The sequence below is a fragment of the Duganella dendranthematis genome (assembly GCF_012849375.1).
In the GTDB taxonomy this organism is placed as follows: domain Bacteria; phylum Pseudomonadota; class Gammaproteobacteria; order Burkholderiales; family Burkholderiaceae_D; genus Rugamonas; species Rugamonas dendranthematis.
The window spans coordinates 5,300,572-5,324,990 of record NZ_CP051684.1 but is presented as its reverse complement, the minus strand read 5'-3'; the positions used below and the strand labels follow the sequence as shown (position 1 = coordinate 5,324,990).

General features: G+C 63.5%; 21 protein-coding genes. 6 read left to right on the top strand and 15 right to left on the bottom strand.

The features are described from left to right. The first annotated feature begins 1 nt into the window (after position 1). On the top strand, positions 2-319 hold the full coding sequence (locus tag HH213_RS24455; RefSeq protein WP_110847679.1) for a DUF2288 domain-containing protein: 318 nt from the start codon (positions 2-4) through the stop codon (positions 317-319). On the opposite strand, the gene HH213_RS24450 is transcribed toward HH213_RS24455, so the two are convergent. The 8 genes from HH213_RS24450 to HH213_RS24415 all read right to left on the bottom strand — a co-directional run bounded on the left by HH213_RS24450 (position 311) and on the right by HH213_RS24415 (position 9,777). Beyond that, the gene (locus tag HH213_RS24450) at positions 311-1,660 is read right to left on the bottom strand and encodes an 8-oxoguanine deaminase (protein ID WP_169113973.1); all 1,350 of its coding nucleotides are present in this window, start codon (positions 1,658-1,660) and stop codon (positions 311-313) included. The two genes, HH213_RS24455 and HH213_RS24450, sit on opposite strands and share 9 nt — an antisense overlap. Next, complete coding sequence (locus HH213_RS24445; protein WP_169113972.1) at positions 1,657-3,702, bottom strand: alpha/beta hydrolase domain-containing protein; 2,046 nt, start codon at positions 3,700-3,702, stop codon at positions 1,657-1,659. The genes HH213_RS24450 and HH213_RS24445 overlap by 4 nt, the downstream gene beginning before the upstream one ends. Before the next feature lie 87 nt (positions 3,703-3,789). Next, positions 3,790-4,206: an RcnB family protein gene (locus HH213_RS24440; RefSeq protein ID WP_110847676.1), complete on the bottom strand. Its 417-nt coding sequence runs from the start codon at positions 4,204-4,206 to the stop codon at positions 3,790-3,792. A gap of 81 nt (positions 4,207-4,287) precedes the next feature. Beyond that, entirely contained in the window at positions 4,288-5,379 is a 1,092-nt protein-coding gene (locus tag HH213_RS24435) for a DUF4272 domain-containing protein (protein WP_169113971.1), read from the bottom strand. Positions 5,380-5,392: 13 nt separating this feature from the next. Further along, positions 5,393-6,229, bottom strand: coding sequence for an aldo/keto reductase (locus HH213_RS24430; RefSeq protein ID WP_169113970.1), 837 nt, complete (start codon positions 6,227-6,229; stop codon positions 5,393-5,395). An 80-nt stretch (positions 6,230-6,309) separates the two neighbouring features. Beyond that, positions 6,310-8,205, bottom strand: a complete 1,896-nt coding sequence (locus HH213_RS24425; protein WP_169113969.1) for a S8 family serine peptidase — start codon at positions 8,203-8,205, stop codon at positions 6,310-6,312. A gap of 34 nt (positions 8,206-8,239) precedes the next feature. Further along, positions 8,240-8,926 carry a PEP-CTERM sorting domain-containing protein gene (locus tag HH213_RS24420; protein WP_110847672.1) on the bottom strand — a complete coding sequence of 229 codons (687 nt, stop codon included), beginning with the start codon at positions 8,924-8,926 and terminating at the stop codon, positions 8,240-8,242. Between the two features lie 170 nt (positions 8,927-9,096). Beyond that, positions 9,097-9,777: a TetR/AcrR family transcriptional regulator gene (locus HH213_RS24415; protein WP_110847671.1), complete on the bottom strand. Its 681-nt coding sequence runs from the start codon at positions 9,775-9,777 to the stop codon at positions 9,097-9,099. A gap of 70 nt (positions 9,778-9,847) precedes the next feature. On the opposite strand from HH213_RS24415, the gene HH213_RS24410 reads away from it, so the two are divergent. Both HH213_RS24410 and HH213_RS24405 read left to right on the top strand, forming a co-directional pair. Continuing rightward, positions 9,848-10,699 (top strand): hypothetical protein, encoded by an 852-nt coding sequence (locus HH213_RS24410; RefSeq protein ID WP_169113968.1) that lies wholly within the window; start codon positions 9,848-9,850, stop codon positions 10,697-10,699. Between the two features lie 54 nt (positions 10,700-10,753). Further along, the gene (locus HH213_RS24405; RefSeq protein WP_169113967.1) at positions 10,754-11,776 is read left to right on the top strand and encodes a proline iminopeptidase-family hydrolase; all 1,023 of its coding nucleotides are present in this window, start codon (positions 10,754-10,756) and stop codon (positions 11,774-11,776) included. A gap of 8 nt (positions 11,777-11,784) precedes the next feature. On the opposite strand, the gene HH213_RS24400 is transcribed toward HH213_RS24405, so the two are convergent. The 6 genes from HH213_RS24400 to HH213_RS24375 form a co-directional block, all read right to left on the bottom strand. Beyond that, complete coding sequence (locus HH213_RS24400) at positions 11,785-12,507, bottom strand: ABC transporter ATP-binding protein (protein ID WP_110847668.1); 723 nt, start codon at positions 12,505-12,507, stop codon at positions 11,785-11,787. Positions 12,508-12,519: 12 nt separating this feature from the next. Continuing rightward, a complete protein-coding gene (locus HH213_RS24395) occupies positions 12,520-14,469 on the bottom strand; it encodes an ABC transporter permease subunit (protein ID WP_169113966.1) in 1,950 nt (649 codons plus the stop codon). Between the two features lie 3 nt (positions 14,470-14,472). Further along, the gene (locus HH213_RS24390; RefSeq protein WP_110847666.1) at positions 14,473-15,363 is read right to left on the bottom strand and encodes a branched-chain amino acid ABC transporter permease; all 891 of its coding nucleotides are present in this window, start codon (positions 15,361-15,363) and stop codon (positions 14,473-14,475) included. 90 nt (positions 15,364-15,453) lie between these two features. Next, a complete protein-coding gene (locus HH213_RS24385; protein ID WP_110847665.1) occupies positions 15,454-16,611 on the bottom strand; it encodes an ABC transporter substrate-binding protein in 1,158 nt (385 codons plus the stop codon). A 160-nt stretch (positions 16,612-16,771) separates the two neighbouring features. After that, positions 16,772-17,341, bottom strand: coding sequence for a tetratricopeptide repeat protein (locus tag HH213_RS24380; RefSeq protein ID WP_169113965.1), 570 nt, complete (start codon positions 17,339-17,341; stop codon positions 16,772-16,774). Beyond that, positions 17,338-19,341: a bifunctional 2',3'-cyclic-nucleotide 2'-phosphodiesterase/3'-nucleotidase gene (locus HH213_RS24375; protein ID WP_169113964.1), complete on the bottom strand. Its 2,004-nt coding sequence runs from the start codon at positions 19,339-19,341 to the stop codon at positions 17,338-17,340. Before HH213_RS24375 ends, HH213_RS24380 begins: the two co-directional genes overlap by 4 nt. Positions 19,342-19,529: 188 nt before the next feature. Here HH213_RS24375 and prfB point away from each other — a divergent pair. From prfB to lysS, 3 genes are all read left to right on the top strand, one after another. Continuing rightward, positions 19,530-20,634, top strand: a protein-coding gene (gene prfB, locus HH213_RS24370; RefSeq protein WP_110847662.1) for a peptide chain release factor 2 whose coding sequence is annotated in 2 segments (ribosomal slippage) — positions 19,530-19,610 and positions 19,612-20,634 — 1,104 coding nt in all. Because the reading frame shifts where the segments join, the coding sequence is not laid out codon by codon here. After that, complete coding sequence (locus HH213_RS24365) at positions 20,634-21,317, top strand: HAD family hydrolase (protein ID WP_169113963.1); 684 nt, start codon at positions 20,634-20,636, stop codon at positions 21,315-21,317. The genes prfB and HH213_RS24365 overlap by 1 nt, the downstream gene beginning before the upstream one ends. A gap of 26 nt (positions 21,318-21,343) precedes the next feature. Further along, complete coding sequence (gene lysS / locus HH213_RS24360; RefSeq protein WP_169113962.1) at positions 21,344-22,873, top strand: lysine--tRNA ligase; 1,530 nt, start codon at positions 21,344-21,346, stop codon at positions 22,871-22,873. A gap of 88 nt (positions 22,874-22,961) precedes the next feature. On the opposite strand, the gene ppnN is transcribed toward lysS, so the two are convergent. Next, entirely contained in the window at positions 22,962-24,332 is a 1,371-nt protein-coding gene (ppnN, locus tag HH213_RS24355) for a nucleotide 5'-monophosphate nucleosidase PpnN (RefSeq protein ID WP_110847659.1), read from the bottom strand. Positions 24,333-24,419: the final 87 nt, after the last annotated feature.

Genomic DNA, 24,419 nt, shown 5'->3' with positions numbered 1-24,419 from the left:
TATGCAAACCAATCCAGACAAAGACACCGAACTCCGCGCCAAAGTTAACCGCGAAACAGCACGCCTGCCGTGGAGCGAGCTGCTGAAGCATTTCGCCCAGGGGAACGTGGTGTGGGTGGCCAATTCGCTGGACCTGGTCGATGTCGCCGTGCGCATCTCGCACGACGACAAGGCCAACATCAGCCAGTGGATGCACTCCGGCCTACTGGCCAAGGTCAACGACCAGCAGGCTGCCGCATGGCTGGAAGCCGACGCGCAGCTGTGGGCCAGCGTGGTCAGCCCCTTCATCCTGGTGCAGGAACAGAAGGCGCTAAACTAACTGCAGCGCCAGCGCGTTGTGGCGCTCAATGATCACCGGCAGGTCGATCGTGCACAGCTTCCCATCGCGCACTACGACCTTGCCGTTGATGATGCTGCAGGCGACATTGGGCGGCGTGCAGAACACCAGCGCCGCCACCGGATCGTGCAGCGCGCCGGCCATGCCGATGCCGTCCAGCCGGAACATGACGATGTCCGCCGACATGCCCGGCCTGATGGCGCCAATGTCGTCGCGGTTTAGCACCTTGGCGCCGCCCAGCGTCGCCACTTCCAGCGCCTGACGCGCGGTCATCGCGTCCGGACCGAATCCCACCCGCTGCAGCAGCATCGCCTGGCGCACTTCGCCCATCATGTGGCCGGCGTCGTTGGAGGCGCTGCCGTCAACACCCAGGCCCACCGGCACCCCACGGTCCAGCATCTTGCGGATCGGTGCGATGCCGGAGGCCAGACGCATGTTCGAGCATGGGCAGTGCGCCACGCCGGTGCCGGTGCGGGCAAACAAGTGGATGCCGTCGTCGTCCAGCCGCACGCAGTGGGCGTGCCAGACGTCAGGCCCTACCCAGCCGCAGTCTTCAGCATATTCGGCTGGCGTCATATTGAATTTTTCACGGCTGTAGGCGATATCGTTGACGTTCTCCGCCAGGTGCGTGTGCAACGACACGCCGAAGCTGCGCGCCATGCGGGCCGATTCCTTCATCAGCTCCTGCGATACCGAAAACGGCGAGCATGGCGCGACGACCACGCGCTGCATCGCGTGGCGGCTGCTATCGTGGTACGTCTCGATCAGGCGCTGCGTGTCTTTGAGGATGGCGTCCTCCTCTTCCACCACGCGGTCCGGCGGCAGGCCGCCTTTCGACTGGCCGACGCTCATGGCGCCGCGTGCGGCGTGGAAGCGCATGCCGATCTTGTGCGCGGCCTCGATGCTGTCATCGAGCTTGCAGTCGTTGGGATAAATGTAGAGGTGGTCGCTGCTGGTGGTGCAGCCGGACAGGATCAGTTCCGCCATCGCCGTCAGCGTCGAGACGTGGATCATTTCCGCCGTCAGGCCCGCCCACAGCGGATAGAGGTTGGTCAGCCAGTTGAACAGCTCACCATTCTGGGCGGCCGGGATGGCGCGCGTCAGGCTCTGGTACATATGGTGGTGGGTGTTGACCAGGCCGGGCATGACCACATGTCCGCTGGCGTCGATGACTTCATCGGCTGTTTGCGGCAGGTCGCCGCTCGCGCCCACCTGTTCGATGACGTTGTCGCGGATGTAGACCGCGCCGTCGGCGATCTCGCGCCGCGCGTGGTCCATGGTAACCAGCACCCGGGCGTTTTTAATCAGGAGTGTCTTGCTCATTTGGCGTAGAGGTAGTTGCAGCTTTGATCGGCGCTGTCGCGGGCCAGGATACGGTCGTACAGGCCAAGGTTTTCCTGCATGGTGCGCGCGACATCTTCGGCCAGCAGCAGGCCGGCGCCGACCTGACGTTCAGCGGCGGCGCGGACGGCGGCCGCATAATCGTCACGCGTTGGGTAGCGCGCCTCCAGGCTAGGCCGTGGATCGCCGGCCGCCATACGCTCCGCCTCGGTGCGGGCGAACGGCACAAAGCTGCCGTCGAAGCGCGAGGTGGCCCAGGCGAAGCCGGTATCCACAGCGCGCAGGTTCCAGCCGGTGTGGGTGCCCAGCGGCGCCTGCAGCTCGACCAGCCGTACGCCGCCTCTGTCGTTGCCGTCGGCGTCCGGCGCTGGCACACGGGTTTCGTAGTCGTCGCCGTGCCTGGGCGGGACGGTGTCGGCGATGCCTTGCGTGGAGAAGCGACGGCCGAAGCCCAGGCGCGGTTCGCGCAGGTTCTGCTCCGGCGGCGTCAGGCCGAAGCCCTTGGGGAAAATGGCGCGGTAATCTGCAACGGTGGTCAGCGTGCCATCGGCCAGCTGCGGGTAGGCGCTGGCGGGCGGCTGTTTGCCGGTGACGGTCCACTCGTCGAGTGCGACGATCAGCGCGCGCATCGGCAAGTAGTGGTCACTGGTCGAGACGCAGGCGGTGAACGGCGCACGTTTGGTGGAGCGGCCGACGTAATGCTGCGCGCCCATGAAGCCATAGATCCGCACATTGTCGGCCGGCGCCACATCGCGCTCGCCATCCGGCGTGGTGGCGATCAGCGAGGCGCCACGGTTCCAGAATTCGGTCGAGGTGTTGGCGTAGATAAGCTTGGGCAGCCTGCCCTGTTTGTCGCGCGCCTTGTCGAGCGTCGATGCTGTGACGCCGGTGACTGGGTCACGCAACGGCGCACTGGTGAACGGGAACGCGTCGGCGGGATAGTCGTGCTCCTCCATCATCGACGGATGACGCGTCGGTTGTGCGAAGCGGCTGTTGAAACCCGCCGAACCGCCTGCACCGGGCACTTGCAGATACGCGCCGCTGAATACCAGCTTGCCGCCCTCATCGACGTTCAGGCCATCATGCAGCATGCGGCCGATGACGCGGCCGGACTGGCTGATGCCAAACATCAGGACGTTGCGCGGTACGGCGGCGTTTTCAAACGGGTGATCGCGGAACCACGACAGCAAATCGCGGATGCCGGCCAGACCGGCGCCGGTGACGTACGGGTCTTTCGCCACATAGGTTAGTTCATAGATGGTGTCGGGCTGAAAGCCGCCATCGAGCTGCATGCGGCCAGGACCGCCCTTCAGTTCAGGCGCCATAAAACGCCAGGCGCTGCGGGCGATGAGACGGCGCTTGTCACCCGGACGCGCGCGCGCGGTCAGCTGTGCATGTGGATCGTTGGGCGTTGCTGGTTCGTAGGTCAGACCGCGCATGCCAGCGTAGGTGACAGCATCGGTTGGTGCGTTGACAGTAAATTCGTTCTGCACCCTGCCCTTGACGCCTTTCGCGACGGGCGGCGCAAACACCAGCGGCCGCGGCGCAGGAGTGCCGGCGGCGGCTGGCGAGGATGGCGCCACGTCCCACGTCCACGCGGAGAACAGCAGCGAAAAGCCGTGCCGCATCAGGAAGCCGTCGCCGGCGTCAGCTGCGGTGGCTGGATCGTTTTGCGCAGGACTGCGGCCGTTTACTTGCCCGAGGATGGCGATGTTACCGCGATTGTTCACATCATAAAGCAAGGTGGTGGGCTGCGCGCCCGCAGGCCGCAGCAGCACGAACTCGCTGGAGAACAGCACGCGGCCTTGCTTGTCGCGCGGCGCGCGCTTCAAATCAACGATGGATGCGTTGGCCGCCGCCCTGGGATCAAGCGCGTAGTACGCGATGCCGCGTATCTTTTCATAGCCGCCATAGTCGCCGAAGGCGACGCCCGGCGCGAACGGCGTGCGTTCCAGCACCTCGATGCGCTCGACGGCGCCCTGGGCGGCACTAACCACCGCCAAGGCAGCCAAGACGGCGGACATGCATCGCCAGGGAAAGCGGTGTAGCTTGGGCAGGCTCATAAAAAATATGCTGGACAGTTGGACTGTCCAGCATATTAGCAGAGCCGGTTAGTTCGACAGCAGCAGACTAGCGATGATGCCGGTGGTGATCGCCACCAGCACATAATCGCCGCCGGTCTGAACCCAATGATAGCCACGCGGTGGCGCGCTCAGACGGTGACCGCGCCAGTCATCGACCACGTACTGGCGGTTGCGATATTCAGGTGGCAGACGGCCGCCCTTGCGCAGATCATGACGCGGACCGGCGCCGCGGTCGTCACGGCGGTTGTCGTGATTATCGGCACGGCGGTCGTCATGACGATCATTCTGTTGGTAATCGGCGCGATCGTTACGGCGCTCGTCGGATCGGCTGAAATCCGGGCCGCCACGACGGTCGTCGTCACGGTGGCGGTCTTGCGCCGAAGCCGCGCCAGTGACGCCAATAAAGGCTGCCAGCACGGCAGCGGTAATCAGTTTGTGGTTCATTTTGAACTCCTAGTCATTGCTTCGATAGGAATCAGCTTACACCTGGACCGACAAACTGTTCTGTACGCTAGCGAACGTTGCTCAGGTCGGGGTATCGACGTCGTCCCACTCGCGGTCTTCAAAACGCACCAGCCAGTTCAGGGCGTGGTGACGCTCCTGCAACACGCCATCGTTGATGCCGGCCGGCGCCGGCGTTTTCTTCAGAATGGCCTGGCGGCTGGCCCAGTGCAGGCGGTAATGCAGGTCGAGCGCATCGAGGATCTCGCCCGGCGCGCGCGCCACCGGCTGCTTGCGCAAGCCTTCCGTGCCACGGTCGATGACGGTGCTGGATATCGACGCCACATCGCAAATGGCATCGGCGAACGGCAGCGCCTCTTGCAAACCGAGTGCCCATTGCAGCACCAGGATCGCTTCGTAACGCCACAGGAATTGGGTGATTTCCTGTTCGCTGGGCGTGTCTTGCGCCAGGAAGGCGCGTTCGGCGTCGGTCAGCGCGGCGAAGGCCGGCGGGAAGCGTTGCTGCAAATCGGCCACCGTGATCGGCGTCTTGCTGGTCAGCGATTCGGCGCGGATGGCGACCACGAACAGGGCCAGCATGCGGCGCAGGATGTCTTCCGGCGCGCGCAGGCGCAGCTCCGGCTCGGACACCAGCGGCGGCAGGTCGGCCGGCACGTCGATTTTCAGCGCGGCCAGTTGCGCGTCGGAGCGCGCCTTGCGCTGCCAGGCTTGCGGCGGATAGGGCATCACGGCGGGCGTCACCGCGCCGACACCGGCTTCGGCATCCTCGCCAGAAGCGGCCAGCAGCATGCGACCTTGCGGATCGCGCACCGTGCCGTCCTGCATGAACAACAGCGCGTTGGCGCTTTCCGCCCACGCGTGGAACGCCGCCATATCGGCCGGATCGACGGCAAAGCTCAGATGATGCTGCACGCGTTGCAGGTGGCGGATCACGTGATAGCGGGTGCGCGTCATTCCGCCGCCGTTTTGTTCGGCCAGATAGTGCATAAAACCGTTCAGGTGCGGCGCCAGTTCGGCGTCGCTGATGTCACGGCGGCCGTTCAGCACATGCGGGAACGCCGGCTTGGGCAGGTCGCCGACGGTGCAGTAGGCATTGAGCAGGATGTGGTTGCTGATGTCCTTCGGAGAGAACAGCTGCTTCAGTCGATTGAGCATAATTAGTTATCTTTTAACGCATATCCAGCGCGCGGCGACGGCGCGGCGGCGGAAATGCCTGGTCCAATGCGGCCAGATCGCCGGCGGAAAGCTCGATCTCGGCCGCGGCGCGGTTGGCGCGCAAGTGTACAGGATCGACGGCCTTGGGGATAGCGATCACGCCATCCTGATGCAGCACCCAGGCCAGCGCGATCTGCGCCGGCGTGACGCCATGGGCGTCGGCCACCGCCTTGAGGCCGGGGTTGGCCAGCAACGCGGCCTGTTCGCGGCCATGTGTTTCCAGCGGCGAGTAGGCCATGATGGGCAGCTGGCGTTCGCGTGCCCACGGCAGCAGGTCGAACTCGATGCCGCGCTTCATCAGGTTGTACAGCACCTGGTTGGTGGCGGGAGCGCCGTAGGCTAGCGATTCCTCCAGGTTCTCCAGGTCGAAGTTGCTGACGCCGTAGGCCTTGATTTTACCGGCCTGCCTGAGCGCCTCGAAGCCGTCGAAGGTTTCGGCCAGCGGGTGGTGGCCCTGCCAGTGCAGCAGGTACAGGTCGATGGCGTCGACCTTCAGGCGGCGCAAGCTGCGTTCGCAGGCTTCCTGCACGCCCTCGAAGCTGGCGTTGTGCGGATAAACTTTGCTGACGATGAAGGCCTGGTCGCGGCGGCCGGCGATGGCTTCGCCCACCACTTCCTCGGCGCCGCCCTCGCCGTACATTTCGGCGGTGTCGATCAGGGTCATGCCCAGGTCGAGGCCCAGTTGCAGCGCGCGTACTTCGTCCTGCCGGCGTGCGGCCTGCTCGCCCATATTCCATGTGCCCTGCCCCAGCGCCGGCACCTCCCGTCCGGCCATCTTCAGCGTCTTCATACGGTCTCCCATTTCGTCGAACCGACAGTATAAAAAAAATCCGGCGCCTAGGGGCGCCGGATTCTCTGGGCTAACGACGATTAAGGCAGCTTGCTCAGCGTGGCCGTGGCGTCGATCAGGCCAAAGCCGTCATACACGCTCCATAGCTTGGACGCCGCCGTGCCGGCGACCGAATAAGGCGGCACGCGGGCTGGCGCAGAGGTCTGCAACAGGCTCTTCAGCTGTTTTGGCGGCAGCTTGCCAGGACCACCGGCCTTTTGCAGCAGCAGCGCCGCAACACCGGCAGCGTGCGGTGCAGCAGCGCTGGTGCCGAAGAAGTTAGGTCGGCCATTGCCTTCGAAATCCTGGCCAGGATAGAAGAAGGTGGTGTCGCCGCCGTCCGGTGCGGCCAGATCGGGCTTTTTGCGGGTTTCCGCCACGGCCAGGCGGTTGCCATCAGCGTCCAGCGCGATCACCACCGGGCCTGGGCTGCTGAACGGTTCCAGCACTGGCTTGTATGGCGATACCTGCGTCGCCGGATAGGTGTAGCGGTAGGCCGCCACGCTGTTGGCGTTGGCGGCGGCGCTATGACCGAAGGTGGTCGGGCTGGTGTTGACCGCGAACGGGCCCCCGTCAAAGCCGTCGAAGTTGACCAGGCGCACGCGGGTGGCGCTTTGGGCGCCGGCGCTGGTGCGGCCGATCATGACGCGCAACGAGTTCAGGCTGCCGCCGCCGGACAGGCTGATGTACTCCATACCGTTGTCGGTAGCGATGTTGTTGCTGGCGAAGGTGAATACGCAGTTGCCGGCATCATCAAAGAGGTACAGATTCAGGTCGGTGCTGACGGCGCCGGCGTAGAACGGATCATCCCACTGCAGGACCAGGCGCGAGCCGGCCGACGTGTAGTTGATGCGCTGGACATAGTTGCCGCCGCCGAAGTCCAGCCAGCCGCCGCCGACGTTGGCCTTGGTCGAGCCGGACGATGGCGAGCTGGTGCAGGTAGCGGCCGATGCCAGCTTGATGTTGCCGAGGTTGGCCGGCGCGGTCGAGAAAGTGGCGTTCGGCACGTCGATGGCGCCGCCACCACCGGCCGCGCCCTGGTTGCCGGCCGACGAGAAGTAGCTGACCTGCTTGCCCGGCAGCGTGGTGCTGGTGACCACATCGTTGACCGCCTGCGCCACCTGGCCATCCGAGAAGAACGGCTCGTCAAAGTAGAACACGTCGTCGACGATGACGTCGGCGCGACAGCTGGCGTGGGTGCGCAGCGTGCGGATGTTGTCGGCAAACGCGGCCTCGCCGTCGAAGGCGGTGGCAAAGCACAGGTCGGCGGCCGGGGCCACGTCCTGCACGATCTGCATCATGGCGCGGCCTTCGTCGGTATTGCCGGCGTCGACCAGGTCGATCACGAATTTCGGCGTGCGCAGGTCGCCGCTGGCGATGTCGGTGGCGGCACGGATGCTGGTGAAGCTGGCCGGCGAACCATCATACGAGTCCGACAGCACGCCAACAGTAATGCCGGCGCCGGTGATGCCGGCGGCGTTGGCTACGTCCGAATGCAGCACCTTGGCGCCCTGCGAGGTGGTCACGCCGATATTGCGTTGCGGGCGCAGCGACAGTTTCATCACGCGCAGGCCGCTGATGGCGGCCAGGCCTTCGATCTGATTGGTCGGCACATAGGCCGACACGGCGCCATGGCGGAATGCCTTATTCACGCCGGTGACGTTGGCGCCGGCCGCTTTCAGGCTGGCAACTACGCTGTCGAGCGAATTCTGGCCATCCAGGTAGATATCGACCAGCACGCGGCCGCTACGGTCGGTCAGGCCGTCGTAGTTGGCTTGCAGGCCGTTGGTGACGGTCTGACGGGCGGCGGCCGGGGTTTTCTGCTTGTCCAGCAGGTCGGACAGGCCGGCGTCGAGTTTAGCGTGTTGGGCCTGGACCAGGCCGGTAGCGCCAGCCAGCAGCAGCGCCAGTAATGGAGTGATGTGTGCGGTTTTCATGGATCTCATCTTCACAATCGTATGTTGAACGAATTCAGACTTGCGAACGGCGGCGACGACGTGCCGCCACGCCCACCAGGCCCAGGCCGGCCATCAGCATGCTGATGGTGGCCGGTTCCGGCACCGGCGCGGCATTGGCGTAAGCGCCTTGCAGCTTGATCTCATAGGCATCGCCCTCCTGGCTCTCGCTCTGCCAGCCGGTCAGGGTGCCGCCGTTGATCGGCAGGACCTGGTCCTTGCCGATCAGGCTGCCAAAGATCGGGCCGGTGGAACTGACCGGGGTATAGCCGGCGCCGGCGATACCCAGGTAGTAATAGCCGGTGGAGATGACGTTTTTGGTGATGGTAATGGTAGAGGTCGGGCCCACGTTCGGATCGTCGTCATTGGCAACTACACCGTGGCCAGCGCTGTCGAACAGGAACAGCGCGGTGTCGAAGTTGTTGGTGTTAAAGGCCGACGCCGTGGTGGTGGCGCTGAAGGTGGTGCCGGCGTACAGGTAGACGCGGAACAGATCGGCGTAATCGGTGGCCGAGGTGGTCAGCAGCGAACCGCTGATGGTGGAAATCACGCCCGTGGAAAAGGTCTGGGCAGAGCCGAGCAGTTGACCGGCGTCGCCGCTCTCGGTCACTGTGCCAGCGTGGGCAGCGCCCACCGCCAGCGTCATCAAGGTAGCGCCAGCCAGGGTGCGCAGCGATTGTTTAAAGCGAATCTGTTTAGTCATCACTCTGTCCTATGTGTGTACGAAATTGAAATACAAATGACTCTTTTGCATATCATTTGTGCAACCAATTCTATACTGAATTGCAAGTCAGATTGAAAACTTTTCAACAATAATTATTTTGTCGTAAAAACAACTAAGGCTGCTCATTGCATGTTGACAGCCTCATCCATTTATGACACCGCATCACGCTTTACAGCTTGCGTCAATTCCCCGTTCAGGGCGGTGAACAAGATGTCCATGCCGGCGCAATATATCTGGTCGATCTCGGACACCCGCAGGAACGGCATGACCTCGGTGATGCGGGGGAACTCCTCTGGCGAATAGAAGTTTTCCAGGATGATGGGGGTGGCGTCCGGCTGCTTGGCGCGGCTGCCGACCTCGGCAACGCCGGCGCCGACGGTAAAGTTCGCCATCAGCCGATAATAGCGGCCGCTTTGCTCCGGGCTCAGTCCGGCCTGGTGGAACAGCAGCAGCAGTTGCTCGTAAAATTCCAGCGCCTGCTGCGTACGGAAGCGCCGCGAGACCATGCTCAGGAAGGCATGCGGATGCTCGATGGCGATGGTGCGCAGCGCGTCGAAAGTACGGCGCACGCGTTCCAGCGGCGTGCCGTCGGGCGTCAGGCGCGAGGCGACGTTGGCCAGGATGATGTCCAGGATGCCGTCCAGCAGCTCGGCCTTATTGCGGAAATGATGGTACAGCGCCATGGCCTCGACACCCAGCATGCCGCCCAGCTTGCGCATGCTGAGCTGATCGATGCCCTGCTCGTCAATCAGCGTCAGGGCGACCTGGGCGATGCGATTGCGGTCCAATGGTTCGGCCTTGGCTTTGGCGCTCTTCTTTTCAGCTGTCATTGATTGTTTTTTGCAGTGTAGTGTATGACCTTATGAATCACATTATCGCATTAGAAAGGACGCGTTAGCAGTGCCTCAACATATCCCCGAACCGGCCGACCTGGAGTTGTCCGACTTGATTGAAGTGAACGCACGCCTGGCGCTGTTTGCTGCGGCGCCAGCGGACTTCGCGTGCCTGGCCGTTCAGGTGCCCGGTACCGCCGCGACGCTGATGCGCGTGCCAGCCATGCCTACCCCGGCCATGAACCGGGTGGTCGGTCTGGCCGGCGGCAGCGCCCTGACGGACCAGACGCTGGCCTGGATCAGGCAGACGTTTGCCGACGGAGGCATCGGCGAGTTCTGGCTGCATGCCTGGGACTTGCCGGCCGACGCCGCGCTGCAAGCCGGTTACGCGGCGCGCGGCTGGCAGCCAGACGAGCAAGCGGCCTGGGTCAAGCTGCTGTGCGACCTGGACGGCCCGCTGCCGGCGCCGCGACCGCATTTAGGGCTGAAGGTGCGCCAAGCCCACGCCGACGAGACGCTGTTGAGCGGCGATATCGTCTGCCGCAGCTTCGGCATGGCGCCGGCGCTGGCGCCGTGGATGGGCGCCGTGGTGGGCCGCCCAGGCTGGCAGGTGTATTTCGCTTGCGACGCCAACGGCGTGCCAGTGGCGTCGGCCGCGCTGTTTATCGACGGCCCGCATGCGTGGCTGGGCATGGGCGCCACCTTGCCCGAGGCGCGCCAGCAGGGATGCCAGCAAATGCTGCTCGCCGCGCGTCTGGCGGCGGCCAAGGCGGCCGGCTGCACCGTCGCCGGCATCGAGACGGAAGCGCCGCCCGCAGGCGAAACCCGGCACTCGCTGAACAATATCCGTCGCGCCGGTTTCCGGGAGGTTGGATGGCGATTCAACTATCGCTGCCAGGTGAGCGACTTTACAGTGTAAGCTCGATCATGTATTCTGCGGTTTTTACACTGTAAAGTTAAGATAGGAGTCGCAATGGATCGTCGTCATTTTCTTACCACTAGCGCCGCCACCGTGGCGGCCGGCGCCGCTTCTACAGCCGTCGCTGCCGCCACCCGTAGCAGCGCGCCGAGCGACCAGATCACCGTCAGCAAGCCAGACGGTCTGAATCCGCCGGGCGTCCGCACCGCTGGCGTCAAGATGGTGCCGGTGGTCGGCGGCAAGTACAAAGTGTGGACCAAGAAAATCGGCAGCGGCCCGGTCAAGGTCTTGCTGCTGCATGGCGGCCCGGGCTTTACGCACGAATACCTGGAGGCGATGGAGTCGTTCCTGCCGCAGGCTGGGATCGAGATGTATTACTACGACCAGCTTGGCTGTGGCAATTCCGATCAGCCGGACGATCCGGCGCTGTGGACGCTGCCGCGCTATCTGGAAGAAGTCGAGGAAGTGCGGATTGGACTGGGGCTGGACAACTTCGTGCTGTACGGCCACTCGTGGGGCGGCGTGCTGGCAATCGAGTACGCGCTGCATCACCAGCGTCATCTGCGCGGACTGGTCATCTCGAATATGACCGCCGGCATCCAGTCGCTGTTGCAGCATCTGGAGGTCATCAAGCGGCAGCTGCCGCCGGAGATCCAGGTCAAGCTGCAGGCGCTGGAAGCGGCGCAAGCCTACGATGCGCCCGAATACGAGCAGATCATGATGGAGCACCTGTATCCCAAAGTTATCTGCCGCACCACGCCGTGGCCGGATGCGGTGGAACGGGTGTTCCGCCATGCCAATCAGAAGATCTACAACCAGATGCAGGGTAAAAGCGAGTTCCTCGTCACCGGCAACCTGAAGGATTGGGAGCGCTGGGATCGCCTGCATGAAATCAAGGTGCGCACGCTGACCATCGGCGCCAAGTACGACGAAATGGATCCGCAGGACATGAAGAAGATGGCCACCATGATGCCGCGCGCCACCTCGGTGATTTGCGAGGAAGGCAGCCATCTGTGCATGTGGGATGCGCAGGCCTATTACTTCGAGCACCTGCTCAAATTCCTCAAGACCGTCTGATTCCGTGGTCAGTGGCCGCCACCAAGGTAGGCGGCGATGACCTTGGGATCTGTTTTGAGGCTCTCGGCCGGCCCGTGGACGGAGATATGGCCATTCTCCAGCACATAGCCATAGTCGGCGACGTTGAGCGCGGCGGCGGCGAATTGTTCCACCAGCAGCATGGTGACGCCTTCCGCTTTCAGGCGCTGGATGATGCGGAACACCTCCTCCACCAGGATCGGCGCCAGGCCCATCGACGGTTCGTCCAGCAGCACCACGTCGGGATTGAGCATGACCGCGCGCGCCATGGCCAGCATTTGCTGTTCGCCGCCGGATAGCGTGCCGGCGAGCTGGTGCTGGCGTTCCTTCAGGCGCGGGAACAGTTCCAGCGCTTTTTCCAGGTCGCGCTGGATGTCGCCTTTGGGCCGCGCGCGGGTGAAGCGCGGGAAGGCGCCCAGCAGCAGGTTGTCGGTAACGCTCATGGAGGCGAACACGCGCCGCCCTTCCGGCGAATGCGCCAGCCCGGCGCGGGCGATCTGGTGCGAGTCGCTGCCGGTGATGTCCTTGCCGGCCAGCGTGACTTTACCGCTCTTCGGCTTGAGCATGCCGGAGATGGCGCGCATTGTGGTGGTCTTGCCGGCGCCGTTGGAGCCGATCAGGGTGACCAGTTTCCCTTTCGGCACCTCCAGCGAGATGCCGTGCAGGACGTCGACTTTGCCGTAAGCGGCGTGCAGGTTGGTGATCGAGAGCATGTGGTGTCCTTGTCAGTGCGCCGTGGCGCCAGCGCCGCCGTGTTCTTCGCTGCTGCCGCCCAGGTAGGCTTCGATCACTTTCGGATCGCTTTGCACGGCGGCCGGTTTGCCTTCGGCGATTTTCTGGCCGAAGTCCAGCACCGTGACGGTGTCGGACAAGGCCATCACCACGTCCATGTGGTGCTCAATCAGGATGATGGTGATGCCGTGGTCGCGGATCTTGCGAATGATGGCCATCAGTTCCTTGATGTCGGGCGCGGTCAGGCCGGCGGCCGGTTCGTCCAGCAGCAGCAGGCGCGGGCTAAGGCCAAGCGCGCGGCCGATTTCCAGCAGCCGCTGTTTGCCGTACGGCAGGTTGCGCGCCTCTTCGCCTGCCAGGTCGGACAGGCCGACGAATTCGAGGATGCTGGCGGCCCGCTGGCGCGCGCCCTGCTCTTCGCGCCTATAGCGCGGGGTTTGCAGCATCACGTCCAGCACGTTCGAGTGGAAGGTGTTGTGCAGGCCGACCAGGACGTTTTCGGTGGCGGTCATTTCGCCGAATAGCTGGACGTTCTGGAAGGTGCGGGCGACGCCGCCCAGCGCGATCTCGGACGGCGTGCGGCCGGAAATAACGGCGCCGGCAAAGGCAACCTTGCCGGCGGTGGGTTTGTAGATCCCGGTCAGCACGTTCATCATGGTGCTCTTCCCGGAACCGTTGGGGCCGATCAGGCCGTGCACCGCACCCTGGGCGACATTCAGGTTGACCTGGTTAAGCGCTTTGAGGCCGCCGAACTGCATCAGGATCTGGTCGACGGACAGCAGCGTGTCGCCGTCCTTGCCGCCTTGCGCGCGCGGGAACGGTTCGGCGCCGGCGCCTGATGCCAGCGGCTGCGCATGCACACGCGCCCTGCCCAGCAGTCCTTGCAGGAAGCCGACGATACCGTCCTGCAGGTAGTAGACGACGAACAGTGTCATCAGACCGAAGATGGTCAGGCGCCAGTCGACGATATTTTCCAGCTTGAAGGAGAACGCCGCCATGCCGATGACGGCGACCAACGGCACGGCGACGCTGCGCGCAGTGGCGCGCTGGCGGACGATGGCCAGTGCGGCGCCGATCACGCCCAGCACGGCGGCCACCACGGCAATCTTGCGGAACAGGTCAATGTCGGCCAGCAGGCTGGGCAGCATGACCACGATCAGCGCGCCGATCAGCGCGCCGGAGCGGGTCTTGCGGCCGCCCATGATGACCGCCAGCAGGAACAATATAGTCAGCTCGAAGGTGTAGGTGCTGGGGTTGATGTACTCCTCCGAATACGCGTACAGGCTGCCGGCCAGGCCGGCGAAGCCGGCGCTGATGATGAAGGCATAGACCTTGTAGCGGTAGACCGAAACGCCCATGCAGTCGGAGGCGATCGGGCTGTCGCGCAGCGCTTCGAAGGCGCGGCCCAGGTTGGATTTGAGGATGCGGTGGACCACGATCAGCGAGATCACCATCAGCGCCGCCACCATGTAGTAGTACTGCACTTCATCCAGCTTGGCGCCGAACAGCATCGGCTTGGCGATCTTGATGCCCATCGGGCCTTCGGTGAGGAAGGTCATTTCGTTGATCAGGATCTGGATGATGGTGCCGAAGGCCAGCGTGACCATCGCCAGGTAGGGCCCCGTGACGCGCAGCGCCGGCAGCGCGAGAATGGCGCCGAACACTGCCGCGCCGATCACGCTGGCCGGGATCGCGATCCAGAACGGCGCGCCAAGCTTGAACACCACCACGCCGGTGACATAGGCGCCGATGCCGAACAGGCCGGCGTGGCCCAGCGACACCTGGCCGGTGTAGCCGACCACGATGTCGAGGCCAAATAATAGTATGGCGTAGATCAGAATCGTTTCGAATAGATGGATATAGTAAGGATTAGGAATCAGCACCGGATACAGCACCAGCACCGCCAGTCCCACCACGCTTGCCGCGACGATCGTCTTATTCATGGGTCAGACCTTTTTGATGGCGGCTTTGCCGAACAGCCCGGACGGCTTGACCGCCAGCACCAGCAACAGCAGCACCAATCCCGGCACGTCCTTGTAGCCGGTGGAGATGTAGTAGCCGGCGGTGGTTTCCGTGATGCCCAGTATCAGCCCGCCGACGATGGCGCCGACGCCGGAGGTCAGGCCGCCGATGATGGCGACCGCGAAGGCTTTGAGACCGAGCGAGGCGCCCATGGTGGCGCCGGTCAGCGTCAGCGGCGCTACCAGCACGCCCGCGAACGCGGCCACCGCCGACGACAGCGCGTAGGAAAAGGTGATCACGGCGCGGGTATTAATCCCCATCAGGCCGGCCGCGTCGCGGTCGTTGGCGGTGGCGACGACGGCCTTGCCGTAGATCGATTTGCGGTTGAAAATCTCCACCGCCGCCATGATGGCCAGCGCGCCGACCACCACTGCGATCTGCATCGGCTGAACGTTGGCGCCCAGGATATCGATCGGCGCCGATGACAGCGGCGACGGGAACGTCAGGTCGTCCTTGCCCCAGATGTTTTCGGCGACGTTCTTGAAGATGATGGCCAGCGCGATGGTGGACATGATCCAGCCGAATTCGGATTTGATCTTGATCGCCGGCCGCACGCCGATCCACTCGACCAGCATGCCTTGCAGCGCGCCAAACACGATCACCAGCGGAATCATCAGCAGGTAGCTCATGTAGGGGCCGCCGTGGATGGTGCCGACCAGGCTCAGCCCGACCAGGGCGCCAAGCATCAGCGACTCCCCCTGGCCGAAGTTGAGTGTGCCGGAGGTGGCGAAGGTGAGCTGGTAGCCGAAGGCGATGACGGCGTAGATCATGCCCAGCGCGATGCCGCTGAACACCAGTTGCAACAGAATTTCCATGGTAAGCCCCCTGGACGACAAGAAAATGGCCAGGCTTGCTGCCGGAACGGCACAAGTCTGGCCACAGTGGCGCGATGCGGCCTTGCTGGCTTACTTGGCCAGCACCACTTTGCCGTCTTTGACTTCGCCGAAGACGGTGGTCTGGGCGTTGATGGCTTCGTGGTTGTCCTTGCTGTACGGTTTGTCGTAAGTGGTGACGACGCCGTCGACTTTTTCGCTCAGGTTCTCCAGCGCGGCCTTGACTTTGGGGCCGTCGGTGCTGCCGGCCTGCTTGATGGCGGCGGCCAGCAGGTAGATCGAGTCGTAGCCCTGCGCGGCCGACACCGGCGACGGCATGCGGCCTTGCGGCGGGTTGTAGGCTTTGACGTAAGCGTCGATGAAGGCTTTGCGTTTCGGCGTGTTGGGGTCCTGGATGAAGGTCTGCGGCATGCGGGTGCCGTTGCCGTTCTTGCCGGCGTTGTCGATGAAGTTGGCCATCGACAGGGTCCAGCTGCCGATCAACGGCACTTTCCAGCCCAGTTTTTCCATGCCGTTGGCGATCTGCGCCAGCTCAGGGCCAATGCCGTAGGTGAGCACGACGTCGGCGCCGGCCTGCTTGGCTTTGAGCAGCTGGGCGGTCATGTCGACGTCCTTGATGTTGTACTTTTCGACGGCGACGGCTTTCATGCCGCGCGCGGTCAGCACTTTCTCCAGGTCTTCGCGGCCCAGCTGGCCGTAATTGGTGGAGTCGGCCAGGATCGCGACCTTTTTGAATTTGCGATTATCGACCGCTTCCTTGATGATCATCTGCGACTGGATCTGGTCGTTGGCGGAGTTGCGGAAGATGTAATTGTCCGGCTGATCGGCGAACTGCTTGGTGATGATGGAGCCGGTGGCGACGTTGTTCATGACCGGGATCTTGGCGTCCTGGTAGAAGCGCTGCGAGGCCAGCGCGACGCCGGTGTTGATGTAGCCGACGGTGGCCACGACTTTTTCTTTGTTGATCAGTTCCTGGGCGATCTGCACGCCGCGTTCGGGCTTGGCTTCGTCGTCGCGTTCGATCAGCTGGATTTGCCGGCCGAGGACGCCGCCTTTGGCGTTGATGTCGGCTACCGCCAGTTTGACGCCGTCGCGCATCGACACGCCCATCGGCGCGGAGCCGCCGGTGAACGGACCGGCGACGCCGATCTTGATGGGTTCCGCCGCCAGCGCGGATGCCGAAAAACCGAGTGCCAGACCTGCTACAAGCATGTTCAACTTGAAGTTCATGTGCCATCTCCTGTTATACAACGATTTTTATCGTAGTCGTACGCTGGATAGTCGCCCCATCGGAAACCCATTGTAGGTTAGTAGAACTTCATCAGCAACAGATAGCTGTGCGGCATCGCAACAAGCCGCAGCGGCGGCCTGGCGTTGGATTAGCGGCAGATTAGCGGCTGGCGCCGGCCAGCTTGAGGGCGCGGTTGGCGAAGCGCATCTGGGTTTCGGCCAGCGCTTCATTGCGCTCGAAGCCCATGGAACCGTCGCGCAGGCCGATGGCCATGGCCATCACGGCTTCCGGGTAGTCGAGGTCGGCGGCTTTTTCGATCCAGCGGCGGGCCGCCAGTTCGTCGCGCTTGACGCCGTCGCCAGCGAGGTAGAGTTTGGCCAGCGCGAACATGGCGGCAGGGGTTTCGCGGTTGGCGGCGAATTGCAGCCAGTGGGCGGCGGCCGGCATGTTGCGCGCGACCGCCATGCCGTTCTGGTACATCATGCCGAGGTAGTAGGCGGCCATTGGGTCGCCTTTTTGCGCGGCGCCGCTGAACAGCTGGAAGGCGCGCGGCAGGTTGGCCGGCGTCTGGTCGCTGCCGCGCAGGCACTGGCGTCCCTCTTCCACGGGGCTGGCCGGCGTCGACCGGGACAGCGGCGGGCCAATCGATGCCGCACCGGCCGGCGCCAGGCTGGCGGCGAGCGCAGCAAGGATGACGGGGACGATGAAAGCGCGGCGCACGGTCTTCATTTGCTCAGGTCGATGCCGTAGAGGGCGAAGCCTTTGCCGCCGCCGTCGTCGGCTTTCAGCTGGCTGACGTTGGCCAGGCCGGCGGCGCGGGCCAGCTCCAGCTGGTTGGGCGCGGAGTGGAACACCACCGGGCCTTTGACGGCGGCCGGGGCAAAACGCCAGCTGCGCGTGGCGCCGTTGTTTGCGCGCGTCAGTTGGCCGGTATGCTTGATGTAGGCGATCAGCACGTCGCGGCTGGAGTCCGGCGCGGCGATGACGGTACGGCTGCCATCCAGGCCGGGGAAACCGCCGCCACCGCTGGCGCGGTAGTTGTTGGTGGCGATCAGGAATTCCTGCGTCGGCGACAGCGGCGCACCTTTGTAGTGCAGGCCGACGATGCGCTGGCCGACCGGCTGGGTGACGTCGATCTGGTAGCGGATGTCGGCATTGGTCAGCATGTCGAAGTTGAAGCCGGCAAAGCCGGTGTTGACCAGCTCCTGCGGCGCGCTGCTGGCCGGGTCGATGCGGTTGAAGCGCTCGGCGGATTTTTCCAGCCAGGCTTTCAGCTGGGCGCCGTTGAGTTTGACGGCGTGCAGCGCATTCGGGTACAGATACAGGTCGGCGGCGTTGTTGAGCGCCACCGCACCCGGCTTGACGTCGGTGTAGTCGGCCACGCCGGCGGCGCCGGTCTTGAACGGCGACGCCATCGACAGCACCGGCAGCGCGGCGTACTGCGGCAGGTTGGCCTTGACGTAGTCGCGTACGTAGGCGGTCTGCGCCTGGTTGACCAGTTCGATGGCGCTGATGTCGCCGACGTCGGCGAAGTAGCTGGTCATGCGGAAGTCGCTGGTGCCGACCGGCGTTTGCACGTAGCGGATGGTGGCGGCGTGTTCGCTGCTCACCAGCGCGGCGATGGCCGGGTCGGCGGCGACGTAGCTGCCGTCGGCCTGTTTGGTGCTGCGCGCTTCGACCGTGGTGCGGCGCTTGTCGACTACCCAGCGGCTGCCGTCATAGGTCAGGTGCAGGCCGATCACGCCCAGGTGCTTGCCCCACAGGTTGGCCATCACGGCCGGCACGCCGTAGATGGTGCCGTTGACTTTGTCGACGCCCGGCAGGTTGAAGCCGGCGCGCTGGCTGGCGGCGTCCGGGAATGGCAGGTGTTCGTGGCCGATCAGCAGCGCGTCCACGCCCGGCACCTGCGCCAGGTAGTAGTTGGCGTTTTCCATTTGCGGCGTGTACGGGGCGCCATCGACGCCGCCGTGCGAAACGGCGACGATCAGGTCGGCGCCTTCGGCGCGCATCTGCGGGATGTATTTTTGCGCGGTTTCGCGCACGCCTTCGGCGTAGACCTTCCCTTCCAGCCAGCGCTTGTCCCACGACAGCACGCCCGGCGGCGTGAAGCCGATCACGCCGACCTTGATGGTGGCGCGCAGCGGTTTGCCTTCCGGGCCGGTGGCGATGATCTCGCGGGTCAGGATGCGGTATGGCGCGAACAGCGGCTGTTTGGTCTTGGCGCTGTAGATATTGGCCAGCACGATGGGGAAGTCGGGACCGGCGCAGCGCGGCGCGTCAGCAGGTACGCCGTCGACGTCGAAGTGGCTGGCGGTGACCTGATTCAGGTAGGCCAGGCCGTAGTTGAATTCGTGGTTGCCGATGCCGGCGATGTCGACCTTCAGCTGGTTCATGGCCTTGTAGATGGCCAGCGTGTCGCCGCAGGCCACCGGCTGGACCAGCGCCTGATAGTCGGCCAGCGCCGTGCCTTGCAGGGCGTCGCCGTTGTCGATCAGCAGATTGTTCGGGTATTCGGCGCGCGCCTGTTTGATCAGCGTGGCGGTGCGTTCCAGGCCGAGGGCGGGATCGGCCTGCAGCTTGTAGTAATCATAACTGAGCACATTCGCGTGCAGGTCGGTAGTCTCTAGCAGCGCCAGCGTGGCCTGCGCCCCGGCGCGCGGGCCGTTATTGAACGGGAAGCCGGCGCAGCCGGCAAGCAGCAGGGGCAGAGCGAGGTAGACGAGACGCATGGGCTGGGCGAATTGGGCGAAATAGCGAATTTACAGGCTGCAGCATTCTATCTGGTTTTCGGCAAATATTGTGGCAAAAATGGCAGCATTGCGCGCGCGAAGCGGCCGGCGGCGCGCGGCACTGGGAGAGCCGGCCCGGCTAGCGTATAATTCAGGGTTTGATTTCAGCCTAAGAGAAGAAGAAAACCATGGAAGCCGAACGTATCAACGCCCTCACCTCACTGCTCGCCGATCTGACCACGCGCGAAGCCGAACTTCGGAGGTATCTTTGACTTCGATCGCAAGTCGGAGAAACTGGAACAAGTAAACGGCGAGCTGGAAGATCCAGCCGTCTGGAACGACCCGAAAAAGGCCCAGGACCTGGGCAAAGAGAAAAAATCGCTGGAAGCCATCGTCTTCTCGCTGACCAAGGCTGACGCCGACCTGAAAGACATGGCCGACCTGGTCGCCATGGCCAAGGAAGAAGGCGACGACGACACGCTGGAAGCGCTGATCCTCGACGCCGAGGAAGTGCGCAAGGTCATCGAAGGCATGGAGTTCCGCCGGATGTTCAACAATCCGATGGACCCGAACAACTGCTTCGTCGACATCCAGTCCGGCGCCGGCGGCACCGAAGCCCAGGACTGGGCCTCGATGCTGCTGCGCCAGTACACCCGCTATTGCGAACGCAAGGGCTTCAAGGTCGAGATCATGGAGCAGTCGGACGGCGAGGTGGCCGGCATCAAGACCGCCACGCTGAAGGTCGAAGGCGAATACGCCTACGGCTTCCTGCGCACCGAGACCGGCGTGCACCGCCTGGTGCGCAAGTCGCCGTTCGACTCGGCCGGCGGCCGCCATACCTCGTTCGTGTCGCTGTTCGTGTACCCGGAAGTGGATGATTCGATCGATATCGAGATCAACCCGGCCGACCTGCGCATCGATACCTACCGCGCGTCCGGCGCCGGTGGTCAGCACATTAACAAGACCGATTCCGCCGTGCGTCTGACCCACGGCCCGTCGGGCATCGTGGTGCAATGCCAGAACGACCGTTCGCAGCACCGCAACAAGGCCGAGGCGATGGAAATGCTGAAGGCCAAGCTGTACGAACTGGAACTGCGCAAGCGCATGAGCGAGCAGCAGAAGCTGGAAGACTCCAAGACCGACGTCGGCTGGGGCCACCAGATTCGCTCGTATGTGCTGGACCAGTCGCGCATCAAGGACTTGCGCACCAACTTCGAGACCGGCAACACCAAGGGTGTGCTGGACGGCGACATCGACGATTTCATCTCCGCTTCGCTCAAACAAGGCGTGTAATGACTACTCAGCGGACCACTCAGCGTGCTTTTATCTTCGACATGGACGGCACCATTGTCGACAATATGTCGTTCCATGTGAAATCGTGGCTGGAGTTTTTCCAGCGCCGCGGCCACGTGCTGGATGCGGAGGACTTCTTCCGCAACACGGCCGGCCGCCAGGGCCATGAAATCATGAGCACCTACTTCGGCAAGTCGCTCAGCAAGGAAGAAAGCGCGGCGCTCGATTTCGAGAAGGAAGCGCTGTACCGCGAGATGTACGCACCGCACCTGGCGCCGACCGCCGGCTTCGTCGACTTCATCGAACGCGCCAAGGCGGCCGGCATCAAGCTGGCCGTGGCCACCGCCGCGCCGAACGAGAACATCGACTTCACGCTCGACGGCCTCGATCTGCGCAAGCAGTTCCACGCCATCGCCGGCGCCGCCGACGTGGCGCGCGGCAAGCCGAATCCGGACGTGTTCCTGCTGGCAGCCGAACGCGCCGGCACGCTGCCGGCCAACAGCATCGTGTTCGAAGACGCGCCGTTGGGCGTGGAAGCGGCACGCCGCGCCGGCATGCGCGCGGTGGTGCTGACCACCACCCTGCCGGCCGAGGCGTTTGCGGAATTCGACAATGTGATCGCTGTCGTCAGCGATTTCAGCGCGCTGGATGTGGACGAGCTGTTCGCCTCCGCCACCAATTAATCATCACCTCAATCAAAGTAAAGACCATGACTACGGATCTTCAAGACCAAGCAGCCGCTCCTGACGAGAACAAAATCATTGCGGAGCGCCGCGCCAAGCTGGCCGCCATCCGCGAGCAAGGCATCGCCTTCCCGAACGACTTCAAACCGGAACACAAGGCTGCCGACCTGCACGCGCAGTTCGGCGAGAAGACGCGCGAAGAGCTGGAAGCGGCGCCGGTCACCGTCAAGCTGGCCGGCCGCATGATGCTGAAGCGCGAAGCCGGCAAGAAAGCCGCTTTCGCCACGCTGCAGGATTCGTCGGGCGCCAAGGCTGATGGCCGCATCCAGATCTACGCCACGCTGGACCTGACCGGCGAAGCCGCCATGGCCGCGCTGCACCACTATGACCTGGGCGATATCCTGGGCGTGGTCGGCACGCTGTTCAAGACCAAGACCGACGAGCTGACCATCAAGGTCACCGAACTGCGTCTGATCACCAAGTCGCTGCGCCCGCTGCCGGACAAGTTCCACGGCCTGGCCGACCAGGAAACCAAGTACCGCCAGCGCTACGTGGACCTGATCATGAACGAAGAGACGCGCCGCACCTTCAAGGCGCGTACCGCCGCGATTTCGTCGATGCGCCGTTTCATGGAAAAGAACGAGTTCATGGAAGTGGAAACGCCGATGCTGCACGCCATTCCAGGCGGCGCGGCGGCCAAGCCGTTCATCACCCACCACAATGCGCTGGACATGCAGATGTTCCTGCGCATCGCGCCGGAGCTGTACCTGAAGCGTTTGGTGGTCGGCGGCTTTGACCGCGTGTTCGAGATCAACCGTAACTTCCGCAACGAAGGCGTGTCGATCCGTCACAACCCGGAATTCACGATGATGGAATTCTACGCGGCGTACACCGACTATAAGTGGATCATGAACTTCACCGAAGAGATCATCCGCCAGGCGGCGATCGACGCGCACGGCACCGCAACGCTGACCTACGGCGGGCGCGAGCTGGATCTGGCCAAGCCGTTCCACCGCCTGACCATCGTGGAAGCGATCAACAAGTTCGCGCCGGGCTATACGCCGGAGCAGCTGGGCGATGCGGAGTTCATCAAGAAGGAACTGCTGAAGTTCGGCGTCAAGCCGTTCGCCACCGCCGGTCTGGGCGCGCTGCAACTGGCGCTGTTCGAGGAAACCGCCGAGGCGCAGCTGTGGGAACCGACCTTTATCATCGACTATCCGGCCGAAGTGTCGCCGCTGGCGCGCGCGTCCGATACCGCCGCCGGCATCACCGAGCGCTTCGAGCTGTTCATGGTGGGCCGCGAGATCGCCAACGGCTTCTCGGAGCTGAACGATGCGGAAGACCAGTCGGCGCGCTTCCTGGCGCAAGTCGCTGCCAAGGACGCGGGCGATGAAGAGGCGATGTTCTACGACGCCGACTACATCCGCGCGCTGGAATACGGCATGCCGCCAGCCGGCGGTTGCGGCATCGGCATCGATCGTCTGATGATGATCATCACCGACTCGCCAAACATCCGCGACGTGCTGCTGTTCCCGCACCTGCGCCGCGAAGAGTAATCTTCAGCATCCACGAAAAAGCCGCTCCATCGAGCGGCTTTTTTTTATCACAGGGGGAGAGAACTAGCTCCCCTCGCCCATGTTCTGCTTACTGGATCACGCGATAGCACGGCGTGTACGGCTTGCCGGCCAGCTTCATGCGCGACTGGGCGACAAAGGATGCCAGCAGCGCGTCCATGGGTCCCATGATGGCCTTGTCGCCGTGGATTTCGAAGTGACCGTACTTCTCGATCGCGCGCATGCCCTCTTCCTTCACATTGCCGGCCACAACGCCCGAAAACGCGCGGCGCAGGTTGGCCGCCAGCAGGTGCACCGGCTGGTCCTTGTGCAGGCTCAGATTGCGCATGTTCTCGTGCGTCGGCGGGAATGGACGCTGGAACTCGGCGTCGATCTTCAGGCCCCAATTATAGTAGTAGGCATCGCTGCGCGACTTGCGGAACTCGCGCACCGCCTTGATCCCGGCCTGCATCTCGCGCGCCACCAGTTCCGGATCGTCGACGATGATCTTGTAGCGCTGCTGCGCCTCAGGCCCCAGCGTATCGTGAATGAACTGGTTAATCTGCACGAAGTATTCGCGCGAGGTTTCCGGACCAGTGAAGATCAGCGGGAACGGAATCTCGGCGTTATCCGGATGCAGCAGGATGCCCAGGATGTAGAGGATCTCTTCGGCGGTGCCGGCGCCGCCCGGGAACACCACGATGCCATGGCCGGTGCGCACAAACGCTTCCAGACGTTTTTCGATATCCGGCATGATCACCAGCTCATTGACGATCGGATTCGGCGATTCGGCGGCGATGATGCCCGGTTCGGTGATGCCCAGATAGCGGCCGCGGTGCAGGCGCTGCTTGGCGTGGCCGATGGTGGCGCCCTTCATCGGGCCTTTCATCGCGCCCGGGCCGCAGCCGGTGCAGATATCCAGGTCGCGCAGGCCCATGGCGTAGCCGACTTCCTTCGAGTAGTTATATTCGGCGCGGTTGATCGAGTGACCGCCCCAGCACACCACCAGATTCGGATTGAGCATCGGCTTCAGCACCCCGGCGTTGCGCAGGATGTGGAACACGGCGTCGGTGATGCCTTCGGTTTTATCCAGGTCAAACTTGGGGTTGTCGGTCACTTCGTTGCTGACGAAGACGATATCGCGCAGCACCGAGAACAGGTGTTCGTGGATGCCCTTGATCATTTTGCCGTCGACAAAAGCGATGGCCGGCGCGCCCTTGATGTCGAGCTTGATGCCGCGCTCTCGCTGGACGATGCTGATGTCGAACGATTGATAGCGTTCCAACAGCTCCTTGCCATCGTCGATGGTGCTGCCGCTATTGAGCACCGCCAGCGCGCATTTGCGAAACACGTTGTACAAGCCGCCCTGGCTGGTATCGAGCAGTTTATTTACTTCCGCCTTGGAGAGAATCTCCAGGTGGCCTTCGGGGGAAATCTGGGTATCGACAACGTCATGTTCCATGATGCGTAAATCCTATTCAGTTTCTATAAGTGGTGCGCCACCAATATACGACAAACTCGTCACTTGTGGGCTGGCAAATGATTAACA